This is a genomic window from Sporosarcina sp. FSL K6-5500 (assembly GCF_038005665.1).
Lineage (GTDB): Bacteria > Bacillota > Bacilli > Bacillales_A > Planococcaceae > Sporosarcina > Sporosarcina psychrophila.
Genome location: NZ_JBBOTP010000001.1, coordinates 2,314,174 through 2,329,921 on the forward strand (window position 1 = coordinate 2,314,174; position 15,748 = coordinate 2,329,921).

Consider the following 15,748-nt stretch of genomic DNA (forward strand, 5'->3'; position numbering starts at 1 on the left):
CAGAACCATAATTTTGAGTGTGATTTTGGAGGAATAAAGTGTGTCTATCCCAACAACTAACGAGCAGGCCGTAGCAATCGGTAAAGCAAATAAAAGGAAGTATTTGTTAGAGAAGGTGTCTTCAAGAATTTTCTTGATTTGCGCACTTCTTTCAGTTATCACTTTATTGTTAATCATTGGATTTGTATTTTATAAAGGAGCTCATCCCTTTGTAGCAGGTGGTTATAGCTTTATAGATTTTATTTTTGGTACTGATTGGGTACCGAGTGAAGATAAATTCGGTATCTTCCCAATGATTGTTGCATCAATTTATGCAACAGTTGGAGCATTAATTATTGGGGTTCCTATCGGTTTATTTACAGCGATTTTCTTGGCGGAAATTGCCTCTAAAAGAGTAGCTAAAATTATTTCACCAGCCATTCAGTTGCTAGCTGGTATCCCATCTGTATTATATGGTGTATTTGGACTTGCAATCATTGTTCCATTTTTACAAGATACGTTCGGTTTAGTGAAAGGACAAAGTTTACTAGCTGTTATTCTTGTGCTAGCAATCATGATGTTACCCACAATTGTGACTGTAGCAGAGACGGCGATTCGTGCGGTCCCTCATACATATCGTGAAGGATCATTAGCACTTGGCGTATCTCATATTGGGACAATTTTTAAAGTCATTGTACCAGCAGCTAAGTCAGGAATTATGACGGCAATCGTATTAGGTTTAGGTAGGGCCATTGGGGAAACGATGGCAGTTATCTTAGTAGCTGGTAATAGTTTAATCGTCCCTACGAGCCTTACAGATAGTGTTCGTCCACTGACGACAAATGTTGCTTTAGAAATGGGTTATGCATTCGGTACACATCAAGAAATGTTGTTTGCAACGGGAATTGTTTTATTCTCATTTATATTAATTTTGAATTTTGTATTAGCCAGAATCAGTGCGAAGGGTGGCAACTAAGATGAGGCAATTTAAAGATAACTTGTTACGTGGACTTTTATGGTTCTCGGCTTTCTTATCGGTTGCTGTCCTCGTTATGATTGTGGGGTTCATCTTTTATAAAGGATTTCGTTTAATCAGCTTCGATTTCATCTTTGGCGATTATTCACCAACTGGAGGCGGCGGTATTTGGCCAATGATTGTAACAACGGTCTACACAATTTTTATTTCATTGATCATCGCAACACCCATTGGGATATTAGCGGCCGTTTACTTGCAAGAATACGCGAAACAAGGGCGTTTGGTAAGAATCATACGTTTTGCAACAGAAAGTTTGACAGGAATCCCCTCGATTATTTACGGTTTGTTTGGGGCAGTATTCTTTGTAACAACCTTAAAGTTAGGTATGTCCATTATTGCTGCTTCATTAACATTAACGATTATTGTTTTGCCTGTCATCATCCGAACAACAGAAGAAGCATTGAAAACAGTACCGGCTTCCTATCGTGAAGGTTCGTTAGCACTTGGGACAACGAAGCTACAAACCTTATATAAGGTGATTTTACCTAATGCCATGCCGGGGATTTTATCGGGTATCATCCTCTCTGTTGGACGAATTGTTGGCGAGTCAGCTGCTATTTTCTTAACAGCCGGAACTGTTGCTGCCATGCCAAATGGAATCTTTTCATCGGCTCGAACGTTAACGGTTCATTCCTATTTAGTCACACAAGAATCGGGAGACATTGAACTTGCTGCAGCAGTGGGGATCATCTTAATCGTTCTCATTTTGATCATCAACCTTTCAGCAACCTACATATCAAAAAAGTTAAACAAAGGAACCAACAAATAAGGAGTGCTTATCAATGAGTACAGCAGTAATAGAACCAGCAATCACACAAAATCAAGTAGGAAAGGTATTTGCGCATATGGAGCAACATAAAGTAGGTACATCGAAAATTAATGTAACGGATTTGAATTTATTCTATGGTGAGAAACAAGCGCTGTTCGGCGTCGATCTTGCTATTCGTGCAAATGAGGTTACTGCTTTAATCGGTCCTTCAGGTTGTGGCAAATCCACTTTTTTACGAACATTAAACCGAATGAATGATTTAATTGATGGTGTGAAAATTACAGGTGAAGTTGTCATTGATCATGAAAAAATTTATAATTCAAGTGATGTAATTAAATTACGCACAAAAGTGGGAATGGTATTTCAAAAACCAAATTTATTCCCAATGAGCATTTACGATAATGTTGCCTATGGTCCAAAGGGGCAAGGCATAAAAAATAAAAAAGAATTAAATCGAATTGTGGAAGAAAGTTTACGCGGAGCCGCGATTTGGGAAGAGGTAAAAGACCGTCTTAAAACATCAGCACTAGGTTTGTCTGGTGGTCAGCAACAACGTGTTTGCATTGCACGTGCCATTGCGATGAAACCAGATGTTATATTAATGGATGAGCCTACTTCCGCACTAGATCCAATTTCTACGTTAAAAGTCGAAGAACTAATCACGAAATTGAAAAAAGATTATACGATTGTTATTGTTACTCATAACATGCAACAAGCTGCACGAATCTCTGATAAAACAGCATTTTTCTTAAATGGAGAAGTTGTTGAATACGATGATACAGATAATATTTTCTCTACGCCAAAAGATCAAAGAACCGAAGATTATGTCACAGGTCGATTCGGATAACAGGGGGTAACAAAGGATCATGCGTGAAAACTTCGAGAAAAATTTAGAGGAATTAAAAAGTAAAATCACCGAAATGGGTGAACTATCAATTATTGCCTTAGAAAAATCAGTTAAAGCCTTGAAAACACAAGATGTTGAAATTGCTATAAAAACCATGGAGGGAGATACAGCAATAGATAAACTTGAAGTGGAAATTAACCAGTTTGCAATCTGGATTATGGCAAAAGAAGCGCCTATTTCAAGGGATTTACGCGAAATTATTGGTGTACTTAAAATTTCGTCTGAAATTGAACGGATTGCGGATTTTGCCGTAAATATTGCAAAATCAACCATTAAGATTGGTCAAACAACATCTTTACTGGAAATCACACATGTAGAAAAGATGAAAGACATATCAATTGAAATGCTCCGAAAAGCACTCCAATCTTTTTTAGAGGAAAATATGGTACTTGCTAAAGAAGTTGGCGACTTAGAGGATGAAGTGGATCAATGCAGTCGTGAAAACTATAAAAAACTGACTACGTATCTAAGTGAACATCCAGAAGAAACAAATCAGCTTGTCCAATTATTATTTGTAAATCGTTATCTTGAAAGAACAGCAGACCATATCACAAATATCGCTGAAAGCGCAGCATATTTGATTAAAGGTCAAATATATGATTTCAATTCATAAAATAAAAACGGAGGAGAAAAATGAAAAATTTTCTCCTCCGTTTTTATTTAAGGTAGCTCGTAATAAAAATTAAGAGTATTCTATACATAATAAAAAAATAGGGGAGGAAACTAGTATGACAAAGAGAAACAAGGAGTTGTCACTAGAACAACGTGAAGAATTACTCGAAATATTGAAAGCTCGTTTTGAGAAAAACATGAATCGCCATAAAGAACTTGAATGGAGTAAAGTCCAAGCGAAGTTGGAAGCGAATACTGAAAAACTATGGTCGCTTAATGAGATGGAAATAACCGGTGGTGAACCGGATGTTGTTGGTCATGATAAAAAGTCGGGCGAATATATTTTTTATGACTGTTCAATAGAAAGCCCTAAAGGCCGTAGAAGTGTTTGTTACGACCTAGAAGCGTTGGAGTCAAGAAAAAAGCATAAACCAGAAAATAATGCTCTTGATATGGCTTCCGACATGGGCATTGAGCTTTTAACGGAAGAACAATACCGGGAGTTGCAGGAACTTGGAAAGTTCGATATGAAAACATCGAGCTGGGTGCAAACACCTGCCAATATTAGAAAACTCGGAGGGGCTATCTTTTGTGATTGGCGCTACGACACTGTCTTTGTGTATCACAATGGAGCAGAATCCTACTATGCTGCCAGGGGGTTCCGTGGCTCGCTGAGGGTCTAAATTTCGCACCCACTAAGCTTATAGACGATGAGATAGAGTGATGGGTGCCAGGTTCTTATTGATTTGTGAATTGTTTTAGAACCTGGTACCTGTCACAATGGTTTATTAAGAAGTTACTTTTTCATGGATATCTAGTGCTCGTTGTAGTGAACTTAGTTGTTCATCGCTTAAAGGAATCATAGGTAAGCGGACACCACCGACAGGGATTCCTTTTAAATTCAAAGCTGCTTTTACAGGTGATGGATTTGGAGCAGCAAAAAGTGCTTTCATTATTGGTAGTAGTCTACGATGAACCTTAGCTGCCTCTTGAATATTGCCGCTTTTGAAATGTTCAATCATCGTTTGCATTTCATTTCCTATAACATGGGATGCTACAGAAATAACACCTGTTCCACCAATTGATAACACTGGAATTGTTAAACCATCATCACCGCTATACAATGAAAAATCTTCAGGTGTATGAGTAATAATTTCGACCATCGCATCTAAATCACCGCTTGCCTCTTTAATAGAAACGATATTAGGTATTTTTGAAAGGCGAATGACTGTTTCAGCAGATATGTTGACAACACTGCGTCCGGGAACATTATAAAGTATAATCGGTAAAGATGTGACCTCCGAAATTGTCTTAAAGTGTTGATATAATCCTTCTTGAGATGGGTTGTTATAGTATGGCGCAACGAGCATAATACCATCGACACCTACATCTTCTGCAAGTATTGTTAGTTCAATTGATCCTTTTGTGTTGTTCGAGCCTGTACCAGCAATCACCGGAATTCTGCCATTCACAACGTCCACTGCAAACTTAAATAATTTGACCTTTTCTTCTTCTGTTAACGTCGGAGACTCTCCTGTTGTACCAGATACCACTAAGCCATCTGTTCCATTAGCAATTAAATAATTAATTAAGTTTTTTGTAGCTTGAAAATCAATTTCACCATTTTCATCAAAAGGAGTCACCATAGCAGTTAATACTTGTCCGAAATTCATTATTTCTCCACATCCTATAATTTATTTTAAAAAAATAGAGGAAGAAGGGCAGTTAGTGAATGAACGCAAAAAAGCAACAACAAGGGCTCGTTGTTGCAGTAGAAATAATAAATTATTTCTTTGCATAAGATAGCCCTCCATATAGTTTCCTATATGACAATTCTGTGTTTATTCAACACAGAACCAGCTTCAAGAAAATGAGATTCTCTCCACTTCGGCAAATTCCCCTTTCCACAAATGTCACAGGATCTCATCATCCTCCACGTGTGTACTGATGGTCTTTGCGCCTCTATCCTTACTTCAAAATTTTTGAAATAAGTGAATTTCTAATTAGACAAACCTTACCTCTATTCTAACGCAATTGCAAGGGAAAGGTGCCGAGTTCTAGAAAGGTTCTGAATTTAATGGGGACTTGATATTCTTTTAAATGTTATTTCGTCTGTTGATGACCCATTTATTTGAATAAAATACTAGTGAGAAGGGCTTGATGACCTTCATTTTCACTGGACTATTTCCGGCTAACTATTCATGACAGATTTACTGAGGGGTACTAGCCATACATTTTTTAGTAATCCTGTTGTGGATAGTAGCCTGTCGCGTTCCTGCATTGTTCAAGTGGAAAATGCAGCTGTTTTGGAAGAAATGAATAGATGACTTTCTATAGAGAGTGTAAGTGCCCGAAGATACAATTTCGGGCACTCTTGAACGTTGTATAATGTGCTTCTTGCTTACTTTTAAGAAAGACTATGCATCTAATCATGTGATGCCTAATAGAAAGTGACACTTCTTTACTATTAAAAAAGAGAAAATCATAAAGAAAGTTTCAGCCGCCAAAATTGTATCTTTGGCGGATTATATCCAGATAAGAAGAACCGCTGTTCTTTCGTCCCAAAAAGTAGTTGTACACGTAGCGTTTGTTGCCAGAATGGTTAATACACACTAAGATGAATGTATCAGGAAGCGAATCGATGGATTGTGGCTAAGAATAGAAAGAAAACAGCGGATTAGTTAATAAACAAGAGTTAGGAATAAATGTATAAAGGTGATGTTAGTTATGAAAGTTGAAATTGAAAATGAAATTATAGAATTTAATGTTCAGTATGGAAATAGGAAGAAGCTAGCGATTCAGATAGATTCGTTTGGTTTCATAACTGTTAAAGCTCCAAATGACACAAGTAAAGAAATGATTGTCAGTGCCATTGAGAGCAAAGGGAAAAGGATACTAGAGAAAATACATGAAATTGAAGTAGCTCGAGAAGCCCCTAAGGCAAGAGAGTATCACGCTCAAGGGAAGTTTTTATACCTTGGGAAAGACCGTTTTCTTCATGAGTTAATAGATAGTAGTGAGTTAAATGAAGAGGTACTTAAAAGAAATCTCAAGAAGTTCTATATCGCCAGCTGTAGGTCGATTATAGAAGAACGGATAAAAATATATCAAAAACAACTAAAAGTAAAGCCTAAAATCATCGAAATAGTAGAGTCTAAAGCCAAGTGGGGTAGTTGTAGTTCGGATAAAAAGCTAACTTTTAATTATCGTCTAGCTATGGCTCCGGTTGAAGTCATCGATTATGTGATAATCCATGAACTTTGTCATATACTTCATATGAATCATGATCGCTCATTTTGGAGACGTGTCGGAAGTATTATGCCGGATTATAAAGAGAAGGAAGAGTATTTGGCGAGGCATGGGTATTCAATGTCACTTTAATAAAAACGATCACATTTCGAAATGTGATCGTTTTTTTGTGTTCGAAAACGTATTCTCTATTGTTCTTGGTGATGTTTTACTTGTAGTTCCCCGATGGTTGAGGTCACAACTTACTTCAATTTGGTTAAATTGGAAGAGGTGAACGGATCCAGGGGATTTTAACCAATTTATCAAATTCGCATTGTTTTCTGCGAATTTAAATTAGTTTATGGTATTATTTACCTTGTATGGGAAGGTGGGAAGACATGAAAACTGAAAAAATCATTAAGACCACATTAGAGATAGTAGGTTTTCCGTTTGTAATGGCAAACATGTATTTTGATAAGAAGAATAGGGTAAGAGAAATAGGTGATTTAGTAAATATAAAAGATAGGGTAGTTCATACTGTTGTTTCTGAATGTGAAGAGACTAAATGTACTGTAATATTAGACGCGGGGTTAAGTTGCTGTTCAATTGATTGGTATTATATTCAGCCTCAATTGTCTAAGTTTTGTAGGGTAATCTCATTTGATAGAGCAGGATATGGTTGGAGCACTGCAATAGAGAAAGCATACACAAGCGAAGATGTTGTTAGTGATTTATCGGAGATTTTAGAGAAACTTCAAATAAATCCACCATATATCTTAGTAGGACATTCCTTTGGGGGTTTAAATATGCGATTATTTGCTAGTAAATATCCAAATAAGGTAGCATCTTTAATCTTAATTGATTCTGTTCATGAAAATAGATATTTGAGTGCTGAATGGGACACTGTTCGAAGGAAAATGCATAAGAAAAATCTCAAGTTATTCAAGTTCGGTTATCTCACCAGTGGTTTAGGGCTTCCGAAACTATTAAAACTTCCTGTTGGAAGAAAACAACTTCCAGAACCATATCAGAAGTATATTAAGTATATAGGATACCGTTCAAAATCTTATGAAGCTGTTTTTAAGGAATTTCTATATAGCGAAAAATCTGCTATGCAACTTAAAAAGTCCGAACCACTGAATTTAAACTTATCCGTAACAATTTTAAGTTCTAATAATATAGACCCAATTTGGATTAACCAACAAAAACTTCTTAGTAATTTGACAAATAATACTGTGCAAATTAAAACTAACAACAATCATTCAATACATTTAGAAAACCCAGAATTAGTTATAGATACTATAAGCAGAGCTGTAAAACAGTTAGATGACAATATATCTTTGTTGTGCTAAGGGATATTTAATCGCGTTATTGACTGGTGTCACGTAGTTGTGAATAGGAGAAAAAAGATGTAGTAAATTGAAATATAGTGCTTGTGAAAATGTAAAAAGGTATTTCGAGTTGTTTGGGCAGTTTGTATCTTTCACTAAGGAGATGGAATATTATTGGGAAACCCTTCAGGTATCGTGGATTGGGTAGAACAAAATGAAGTTATAGATGATCTATTAATTCAAGGAGACACCTTAACCATGCACCCAATGGAACATGGATTTGAAGCTGAAGTCATGAAGATATGTTCAGGTAAAGATAGCTTTGTATTGAAAGTGTGGAGTAAGAGTTCCAAACCCGATATTAGTTTTCAATATCGATTATTGAATGTCCTATTGGAACGAGGATTATCAGTCTCTAAACCATTAGGCTGGGGGATAAATCTAAACGGAGATAAGGTGTTGTTAACAACATTTGACGGAATACCTGTGCTTAAAGCAAACGAAAAGAAAATGACAAAGATTGCAAACATCTTATCAAAAATACATCAAATTCCCGTTAAAGAGATTGGAAATATAAAACTTCCAAAGTACGATTTCATTGACTACTTTTTTCCTGGAGTAAGAGAACACTCTGACATATATAAAGCATTGATTTCTCTTGTACAAACAACCCAAATAAAGCAAGAACATATTATTCATGGCGATTTTCATGTGAATAACATTATGGAGGAAAATGACCAGTATACTGTAATCGATTGGACGAATGGGCAATTAGGGGACCCGAGATATGATTTTGCGTGGTCACTTACTTTACTGAAAATATATGTCTCAGAGCGATATGCTTATGTGTTTCGTTCTGCTTATCTTTTAGAAAAGGATATTCAGCAGAAGGAACTTGAAGTTTTTGAACTCAGGTGGCTCGTGCTTAATAGAAGTGGTGGGGTACCCAAAGATTCTAATACAATAGAAAGAGTAAAAGGTTTAGTGACAAATAATCCTTCTTTAAAAGAATTTGAGTTTACTATATAAAAGGAAGGGGATGATTATTTCTCCTTCCTTTTATTATGTCATACGCAACGAATGTCAATTTAGATATGTAGCTCTAGAAATGAATACAGTTACATCTTAATTTATTCTACCGTCAGCACCCAGCGCACGTTGAATGCGTTACATGGTTGGAGATTTAATTATAGATTAATAAGGAATCAAACCCATTAAAAATAATCTCTTTACTATAACTGGGGTAAAGGTTTATTGGGTATTGTAACCGTCAAGTAGAATTGAGCAGTTTTCACAAATTAAGTTTGATCAATTTTCCACAATTAAGTTTGAGCACTTACTTCGGGAAACAAAGTCTTTCTGTACTTCATACGCATACTTTCTTCGTCTTCTCCGAAGGAAATCACCTCACTTCGATGTAGAAGGCGATCCAATATAGCGGTTGTCAGTGAGGTATCTCCTAAAAATTTACCCCATTCATTTGGACCCTTATTCGAAGTTAATATAAATGCGGTTTTATCATACATGTCATATATAAACTGGAAAAACAGGCTTGCTTCCTTTGGATCTACAGTCATATACATAACATCATCAATAATTATTAAATCTGATGTTGTAATACGTTTATAGCGTGTCTTTGATTTACTAACGTAATCACGGCTTTTTAAAATATATATTAGTTCTCCCATTGAAACGAAGGTCACTTGATATCCATGTTCAATAGCCAAAGTGCCTAGTCCTACGGACAAATGTGTTTTGCCTGTCCCAGGTGGGCCCATTAGAATTAGGGTAAACATCTCTTCAATCCAATTTAAATCTTTTAATAATTTAAACTGTCTATCGCCAATCGCATTTTGTTCTTCCAGTCGATAATCTGCCAGTGTTTTTGGATAGGGAAAGTCTGCCCATTGCATTAGTCGATGAATGGTCTTTTTTTCTCTGCACACCATTTCATGGGTAAGGAGTTCATTAATAAACTCGTGATAAGTCCAACTGCCCGATTCTGCATTACGCAAAAGAGCGGGAAGCTCTTTTGCGGTTTCAGCGAGTCTCAGGGTTCTACATTTTTCTTGTAATAGTTCAATAGGAGAGGTCATGACCTTTTACCCCCAGATAATAAATCGGTGTAGTAATCTTCTGATCGTTCTGCTGCCTTATATTCTTGATATTTTGGTGAATTGGTACTTACTTCTTTTACTTGCGTCTGTGATTCTTTATGTAGCGTGAAAGCGACATCTCTGAAGTCATTAGCACTAATCATATGCAAAGTTTTCACAGTTTCCAGCGCTTCATTTATATGCTCTGGATGATTTCGAATGACCATTTGTAATACTTTCAACTGGTCTAATAAGTGTCTTGGATACTTCTTATTCAATTCATCTAAAAACCAACAAATCAATTCTTTATTAGAAAACCTAATCACAATTTCGTCTCTCAATAGCGTTTTCTTTGGACTTGGTTTCTTATGATGAGTTGGATCATAAACTAACTGTCCTTTCGAACTACAGAGTAAATGTCTCGCGATTATTGCTCCAGATGTCTGTAATCGAATATTTAGGTGGTCATCTGCGGTTACTTCTAAATATGCCATGTTTTTAGTTTTCGCATCGTACGTACCTGTAGGTACGGAATAACGATTGGATTCAAAGCGTATGACATTGTCCTTTTGAATTGTTCTTGTTATACTTTCTATTAGGGAATTCTCGAAAGAGAATTTTGAAGAGACTTTTCTTAAGTGCAGTTTTTCGACTGTATGCACTTCAGAAGGTCTTTTTTTTGTATTATGATGCACTTTGTAGTTTCCGGTTCTCTCAAGCCATTGAATGGCTTGTTGATTCCACAAATGGATGTCTTGAAATTCACGATTCTTCATGAAGTTATGCTTCACGAACTTGACGACTTGTTCTATTTTCCCTTTTGATTCGGGATCGCTTTTTCTACATAAATAAATAGAAAATTTTCTTAGTTTACGGTAATTATCAAATTCCTTGGTAAATAATAAGTCACCCGCATTTTCACTTACAGCTAGTAAAGCATCTTGGTCATATACCATTTCTTCAGGCATGCCTCCAAAAAACTCAAAAGCATTTTCATGACAGCGGACTAAATCTCTTGTATGGAAATGTCTATCTAAGAATTCAATGTACTTATACCTAGAATTGGATAATACAAACCCAATAAAATAAAGCCTTCTTCTCATTCCGTCATTACAAGTCACCAAATCTTGACCGAAATCTACTTGTGCTTGAAAACCCATCGGACTATCCGGAACTGCTTCATAAACTCTTTGTTCAGACACTTTCGGTATATGGTATGCAGTACGTAACTCATTCACATAATTCCTAGTAGTATTCTCCACAATATTATCTTCATTCAACCCCTGATTCTCTTTCAACCAGTCGTAGACCTGGGCACTACTCATATCAGGGTATTTCTTCAACCATCCAACAATGACATCCCTGTAGGGATCCAACTTCTTTTTACGTGATTGTAAGGAGACTAAATAATCCTCAAATTCTTCAGATGTACTCTTTAGATATTTAGAAACGGTATTTCTTGAAATGTCCAACTTTCTCGCAATTGCCGACTTAGAAAAGCCCATTTCGGATAACTCGCAGATTTTCATATAAACCATGATTTTCTTCACTCCAGTTTCCTCACTTCCTTTTACACGTTTAGTATAAAGGAAGTGAATTATTTAGAGGGAAACTGCTCAATCTTATTTGTGGAAAACTGCTCACTTTAGTTTATCGTTTACAGGTATTCATGTATTGCAAAAGGTACTAGGTTAAAAACAATTCCCAATTGTTTTTAACCTAGTACCTTTTTTGTGTCCAGTATTCGACTCAATAACAAATCACTTAATCCTCTCGGTACTCAAATTATTATTAATTGATTTGATGTTTGGCATGTTATTAATAAAGTGAAACGAAAATGCATTCTAGAAAAAAGTGTTTTTTTTGTGTGGTAACGAGTAAATGAATACTAATGTAATTGATTCCAATACGGGTTTTAATTAAATTATTTCTTTCAGGATTTGTGAGGTGAGAAAAGCCTGAATTAATAAGGGGTGAATAACATATTTTTTCAGTAATCAGACTTTAAAACATTTAATAACAATAAGATATTCATTATTTTTATATAAATGAAAAGCGAACTTGTTGAACGTTTTGTGACGTAATTACCAGCCTTTCAGTGAAGAATTGATGAAGTTTTGATGAAGTTCGCTTTAGGTAATTGTTTTTAGTATTTCATTATAATAAGATGAAAATATGTTGTGAGAGTAACCGACTAATATGTTTTTTTATTATGCTAATAAAGCTTATAGAGTAAAAGAAAGGGGTACCTTCATGAGAATGAAATGGACTTTTTTAGGTTTGATTATCAGTATTATCGCAGTGTTAGCTGGCTGTGAACCAGTAATGGTTATGGATCCAAAAGGGCCGCAAGCTGAAACGATTTCTAATGTTATTTGGATTTCGATTGCTACCATGGCGTTGGTTGTGGTCGTGGTTTTCGGTATGTTGGCATACATCGTAATAAAATATCGTGCGTCGAAACAGAGTGCAGATTATGAGCCCCCACATATCGAAGGTAATCCGGTGGTTGAAGCGATTATTGTTGGTATTCCGGTTCTGATTATCATTTTCCTTTCAATCATCACTGTCAAATCCACTTATGAAGTTGAGGCGACACCAAAGGGATATGAAGGTCAAAAGCCATTGGTTGTTTATGCATCTTCCTCTGACTGGAAATGGCATTTCAGTTATCCGGAAGAAAATATCGAAACTGTTAACTATTTGTATATCCCAACAGATCGACCGTTGGAATTTAGACTTTACTCATACGGACCCATCACGAGTTTTTGGATTCCACAACTTGGCGGACAAAAATATGCAATGTCGGACATGGTGACCACGTTACATTTGGCAGCTAGCGTTCCGGGAGAATACATGGGGAGAAATGCAAACTTTAGCGGTAAAGGGTTCGCTGAGAATATATTCCATGTGGAAGCGATGCCTGAATCGGAATTCGATAAATGGGTAGAAGAAGTGAAAGCGACTGCGGATACTCTTACTGAGGAGAGATTTGAAGAGTTATTAGAACCGGGTCATCTTGGCCAATTAACGTTTAATAAAACTCACTTGGAATTCTCACCGGCTCCAGAAGGGGAGCATGGGGGACATCAACATGGATCAGGTAATTCCGATGATAAAGCAAAAAAAGACGAATCTGCCGATGTTGATGGTGGATCAGACATGGGACATTCGGAACATCAACATTAAAATTTCCAAACAAATCACTTTGCATATAGAGTCTAATTTTTGAGAGGAGTCATAGAAGTATGGAGTACTTTGATCGTTTTGCGATTCCACATCCAAGTCCTGCGATTTACGCATCAATGGTTGCCATTGGCCTAACCATGATTGCGATTCTCTTCGGATTAACATATTTTAAAAAATGGGGTTATTTATGGCGTGAATGGCTGACAACCGTAGACCATAAGAAAATCGGTATTATGTACCTAATTGCTGCTTTGATAATGCTATTCCGTGGTGGAGTAGACGCAATTATGATGCGGGCACAAACTGCTGTACCTGACAACAAGCTGCTAGATGCTCAGCATTACAATGAAGTTTTCACCACACATGGAGTTGTTATGATCATTTTCATGGCTATGCCATTTATCTATGCATTAATGAACTTCGTTGTTCCATTGCAAATTGGAGCGCGCGATGTAGCATTCCCTCGTTTGAATGCGCTTAGTTTCTGGTTGTTCTTTATGGGGGCGATGTTATTCAATATTTCATTCGTAGTTGGTGGCTCTCCTGATGCCGGCTGGACTTCGTATTTCCCACTTGCAGGGAATGACTTCAGTCAATCTGTAGGAACCAATTATTACATGCTGGCGATTCAGATTGCCGGTATTGGTACATTAATATCAGGCATTAACTTCACGACTACGATACTCAAAATGAGAGTGCCTGGAATGAAATTGATGAAAATGCCAATGTTCACATGGACTGCTTTAATCACGAATGCAATTGTCGTTTTCGCATTTCCTGTACTGACAATTGCGCTTCTATTGGGAACGATGGATCGGCTATTCGGCACAAATATCTTTACGATGACAAATGGCGGGATGGATATGCTCTGGGCGAACCTGTTCTGGATTTGGGGACATCCGGAAGTTTACATTCTGATTTTGCCGGCATTCGGTATTTATAGTGAGATCATTTCTACTTTTTCCCGTCGTAACCTTTATGGGTATAAATCAATGGTTGCATCGATCGTAATCATTTCGTTTTTCTCATTCTTGGTTTGGACTCATCATTTCTTTACAATGGGACAAGGTCCACTGACAAACAGTATTTTCTCAATCACGACAATGGCGATTGCCGTTCCGACCGGGATTAAGATATTTAACTGGCTGCTTACGATGCGTAAAGGGAAAATTGAATTTACTGTTCCGATGCTTTATACAATAGGATTCATTCCGATTTTTACAATCGGTGGAGTGACCGGGGTAATGCTTGGTATGGCCAGTGCCGACTATCAATACCATAATACGATGTTCTTGGTTGCGCATTTCCACTACACAATTATTCCTGGTGTTGTCTTCGCGATGATAGCTGGTCTCACGTATTGGTGGCCGAAAATGTTTGGCTTCATGTTAAGTGAAAGAATTGGGAAATGGGCATTTTGGTTTATCGCGATTGGCTTTAACGTAACATTCTTCCCAATGTTCTTCACTGGATTGGATGGACAAGCACGTCGGATGTACACGTACTCTGAAGCATCGGGGTATGGAGCGCTTAATTTACTGTCCTTTGCTGGAGCAATTGTACTGGCGATAGGCTTTGCTTTAATTGTCTATAACATCTATCACAGCATTCGCTATGCATCAAGAAATATCAGTTCAGATCCGTGGGATGCACGTACGTTGGAATGGGCCACTCACAGTCCGGTGCCATCGTATAACTTTGCGAAGACACCTCAAGTTAATTCAATTGAAGCGTTCTGGGATCATAAGAAAAAAGGACAACCATTATTCAAAGATGAAATTGAAAAGATTCATATGCCGAATAACAGCGGTATGCCGTTCATCATGAGTTGTATTTTCTTCGTATGGGGCTTCTCGCTCATATTCAACATGTGGCTTCCTGCAATTCTTGCGACAATTGGAATCTTTGCGTGTTTGGCTTACCGTTCATTCGAGAAAGACCACGGGCATTACATTTCCGTTCAAGAAGTAGAAGACACTGAAAAAGATTGCGAGGTGCGGGCTGATGAAAACAGATAACTCGCTTCCACTTGAATATGGTACAGAACAAAATAAATTGAACATTTTAGGTTTCTGGATTTTCCTTGGAGCCGAAGTAATGCTGTTTGCAACACTTTTCGCAACCTACTTCATTTTAGAGCATCGTACGGGCAACGGACCGTCCGGAGCTGAGATTTTTGAACTCACTCCAGTGCTCTTTGAAACGATTTTACTGTTAACAAGTAGTTTTATGATTGGTCTTGGTGTTCATGCAATGCGTCTAGGTAAAAAAAATGCAATGATGACATTCTTTGCGATTACCTTGCTACTTGGTCTTGCATTCATAGGCGTAGAAATCTATGAGTTTACGCATTATGTCCATGTTGGAGCTGGCCTTCAAACGAGTGCATTCACAGCTATCCTATTAACTACATTAGGGACACATGGAGCTCACGTTACACTTGGTTTCTTTTGGGGATTATTCATCATCCTTCAAGTGAAAAAGCGCGGTTTGACGCCTGAGACAGCCAATAAATCATTTATCTTTTCACTTTACTGGCATTTCTTAGATGTTGTCTGGATCTTTATTTTCAGCTTCATCTACTTGAAAGGAATGATGTAA

General features: G+C 37.1%; 14 protein-coding genes and 1 riboswitch. Of the genes, 11 read left to right on the forward strand and 3 right to left on the reverse strand.

The features are described 5' to 3' along the window. Window positions 1-40 precede the first annotated feature (40 nt). From pstC to MKX62_RS10885, 5 genes are all read left to right on the forward strand, one after another. Window positions 41-955, forward strand: coding sequence for a phosphate ABC transporter permease subunit PstC (gene pstC / locus MKX62_RS10865; RefSeq protein ID WP_187046612.1), 915 nt, complete (start codon window positions 41-43; stop codon window positions 953-955). Window position 956: 1 nt separating this feature from the next. Continuing rightward, window positions 957-1,784, forward strand: coding sequence for a phosphate ABC transporter permease PstA (pstA, locus tag MKX62_RS10870; protein WP_340741391.1), 828 nt, complete (start codon window positions 957-959; stop codon window positions 1,782-1,784). 76 nt (window positions 1,785-1,860) lie between these two features. Continuing rightward, a complete protein-coding gene (pstB, locus tag MKX62_RS10875; protein ID WP_067213825.1) occupies window positions 1,861-2,631 on the forward strand; it encodes a phosphate ABC transporter ATP-binding protein PstB in 771 nt (256 codons plus the stop codon). A 19-nt stretch (window positions 2,632-2,650) separates the two neighbouring features. Then, entirely contained in the window at window positions 2,651-3,304 is a 654-nt protein-coding gene (gene phoU / locus MKX62_RS10880; RefSeq protein ID WP_197485362.1) for a phosphate signaling complex protein PhoU, read from the forward strand. A gap of 115 nt (window positions 3,305-3,419) precedes the next feature. Further along, a complete protein-coding gene (locus MKX62_RS10885; RefSeq protein ID WP_187046614.1) occupies window positions 3,420-3,986 on the forward strand; it encodes a DUF4256 domain-containing protein in 567 nt (188 codons plus the stop codon). A gap of 105 nt (window positions 3,987-4,091) precedes the next feature. Here MKX62_RS10885 and dapA read toward each other — a convergent pair whose 3' ends face one another. Beyond that, window positions 4,092-4,976, reverse strand: coding sequence for a 4-hydroxy-tetrahydrodipicolinate synthase (dapA, locus tag MKX62_RS10890; RefSeq protein ID WP_340741392.1), 885 nt, complete (start codon window positions 4,974-4,976; stop codon window positions 4,092-4,094). A 122-nt stretch (window positions 4,977-5,098) separates the two neighbouring features. Continuing rightward, window positions 5,099-5,276, reverse strand: a riboswitch (Lysine riboswitch). 754 nt (window positions 5,277-6,030) lie between these two features. Between dapA and MKX62_RS10895 the strand changes: the two genes are divergently transcribed. From MKX62_RS10895 to MKX62_RS10905, 3 genes are all read left to right on the forward strand, one after another. Further along, the gene (locus MKX62_RS10895) at window positions 6,031-6,684 is read left to right on the forward strand and encodes a M48 family metallopeptidase (RefSeq protein ID WP_340741393.1); all 654 of its coding nucleotides are present in this window, start codon (window positions 6,031-6,033) and stop codon (window positions 6,682-6,684) included. Between the two features lie 245 nt (window positions 6,685-6,929). Beyond that, the gene (locus tag MKX62_RS10900; protein WP_067205660.1) at window positions 6,930-7,883 is read left to right on the forward strand and encodes an alpha/beta fold hydrolase; all 954 of its coding nucleotides are present in this window, start codon (window positions 6,930-6,932) and stop codon (window positions 7,881-7,883) included. Window positions 7,884-8,036: 153 nt separating this feature from the next. Next, window positions 8,037-8,891, forward strand: coding sequence for an aminoglycoside phosphotransferase family protein (locus tag MKX62_RS10905; RefSeq protein ID WP_340741394.1), 855 nt, complete (start codon window positions 8,037-8,039; stop codon window positions 8,889-8,891). 293 nt (window positions 8,892-9,184) lie between these two features. Here MKX62_RS10905 and istB read toward each other — a convergent pair whose 3' ends face one another. Both istB and istA read right to left on the reverse strand, forming a co-directional pair. Beyond that, window positions 9,185-9,958 (reverse strand): IS21-like element helper ATPase IstB, encoded by a 774-nt coding sequence (gene istB / locus MKX62_RS10910; protein ID WP_338656273.1) that lies wholly within the window; start codon window positions 9,956-9,958, stop codon window positions 9,185-9,187. Further along, window positions 9,955-11,508 carry an IS21 family transposase gene (gene istA / locus MKX62_RS10915; RefSeq protein ID WP_338655197.1) on the reverse strand — a complete coding sequence of 518 codons (1,554 nt, stop codon included), beginning with the start codon at window positions 11,506-11,508 and terminating at the stop codon, window positions 9,955-9,957. The genes istB and istA overlap by 4 nt, the downstream gene beginning before the upstream one ends. Before the next feature lie 703 nt (window positions 11,509-12,211). Between istA and qoxA the strand changes: the two genes are divergently transcribed. Genes qoxA through qoxC form a run of 3 tightly spaced genes read left to right on the forward strand, consistent with a single transcriptional unit; the run spans window position 12,212 to window position 15,748 of the window. After that, entirely contained in the window at window positions 12,212-13,147 is a 936-nt protein-coding gene (gene qoxA / locus MKX62_RS10920) for a cytochrome aa3 quinol oxidase subunit II (RefSeq protein ID WP_340741395.1), read from the forward strand. A gap of 59 nt (window positions 13,148-13,206) precedes the next feature. Next, window positions 13,207-15,165 carry a cytochrome aa3 quinol oxidase subunit I gene (gene qoxB, locus MKX62_RS10925; RefSeq protein ID WP_067205667.1) on the forward strand — a complete coding sequence of 653 codons (1,959 nt, stop codon included), beginning with the start codon at window positions 13,207-13,209 and terminating at the stop codon, window positions 15,163-15,165. Then, window positions 15,152-15,748, forward strand: a complete 597-nt coding sequence (qoxC, locus tag MKX62_RS10930; protein WP_067205669.1) for a cytochrome aa3 quinol oxidase subunit III — start codon at window positions 15,152-15,154, stop codon at window positions 15,746-15,748. The genes qoxB and qoxC overlap by 14 nt, the downstream gene beginning before the upstream one ends.

What these genes read in the sequence shown, in the direction of transcription:
- MKX62_RS10900 (WP_067205660.1), top strand. Translation starts at nt 6,930, where the DNA reads ATGAAAACTGAAAAAATCATTAAGACCACATTAGAGATAGTAGGTTTT.
- qoxC (WP_067205669.1), top strand. Translation starts at nt 15,152, where the DNA reads ATGAAAACAGATAACTCGCTTCCACTTGAATATGGTACAGAACAAAAT.
- istB (WP_338656273.1), bottom strand. Translation starts at nt 9,958, where the DNA reads ATGACCTCTCCTATTGAACTATTACAAGAAAAATGTAGAACCCTGAGA.
- phoU (WP_197485362.1), top strand. Translation starts at nt 2,651, where the DNA reads ATGCGTGAAAACTTCGAGAAAAATTTAGAGGAATTAAAAAGTAAAATC.
- pstB (WP_067213825.1), top strand. Translation starts at nt 1,861, where the DNA reads ATGGAGCAACATAAAGTAGGTACATCGAAAATTAATGTAACGGATTTG.
- MKX62_RS10885 (WP_187046614.1), top strand. Translation starts at nt 3,420, where the DNA reads ATGACAAAGAGAAACAAGGAGTTGTCACTAGAACAACGTGAAGAATTA.
- pstA (WP_340741391.1), top strand. Translation starts at nt 957, where the DNA reads ATGAGGCAATTTAAAGATAACTTGTTACGTGGACTTTTATGGTTCTCG.
- qoxB (WP_067205667.1), top strand. Translation starts at nt 13,207, where the DNA reads ATGGAGTACTTTGATCGTTTTGCGATTCCACATCCAAGTCCTGCGATT.
- qoxA (WP_340741395.1), top strand. Translation starts at nt 12,212, where the DNA reads ATGAGAATGAAATGGACTTTTTTAGGTTTGATTATCAGTATTATCGCA.
- dapA (WP_340741392.1), bottom strand. Translation starts at nt 4,976, where the DNA reads ATGAATTTCGGACAAGTATTAACTGCTATGGTGACTCCTTTTGATGAA.
- MKX62_RS10895 (WP_340741393.1), top strand. Translation starts at nt 6,031, where the DNA reads ATGAAAGTTGAAATTGAAAATGAAATTATAGAATTTAATGTTCAGTAT.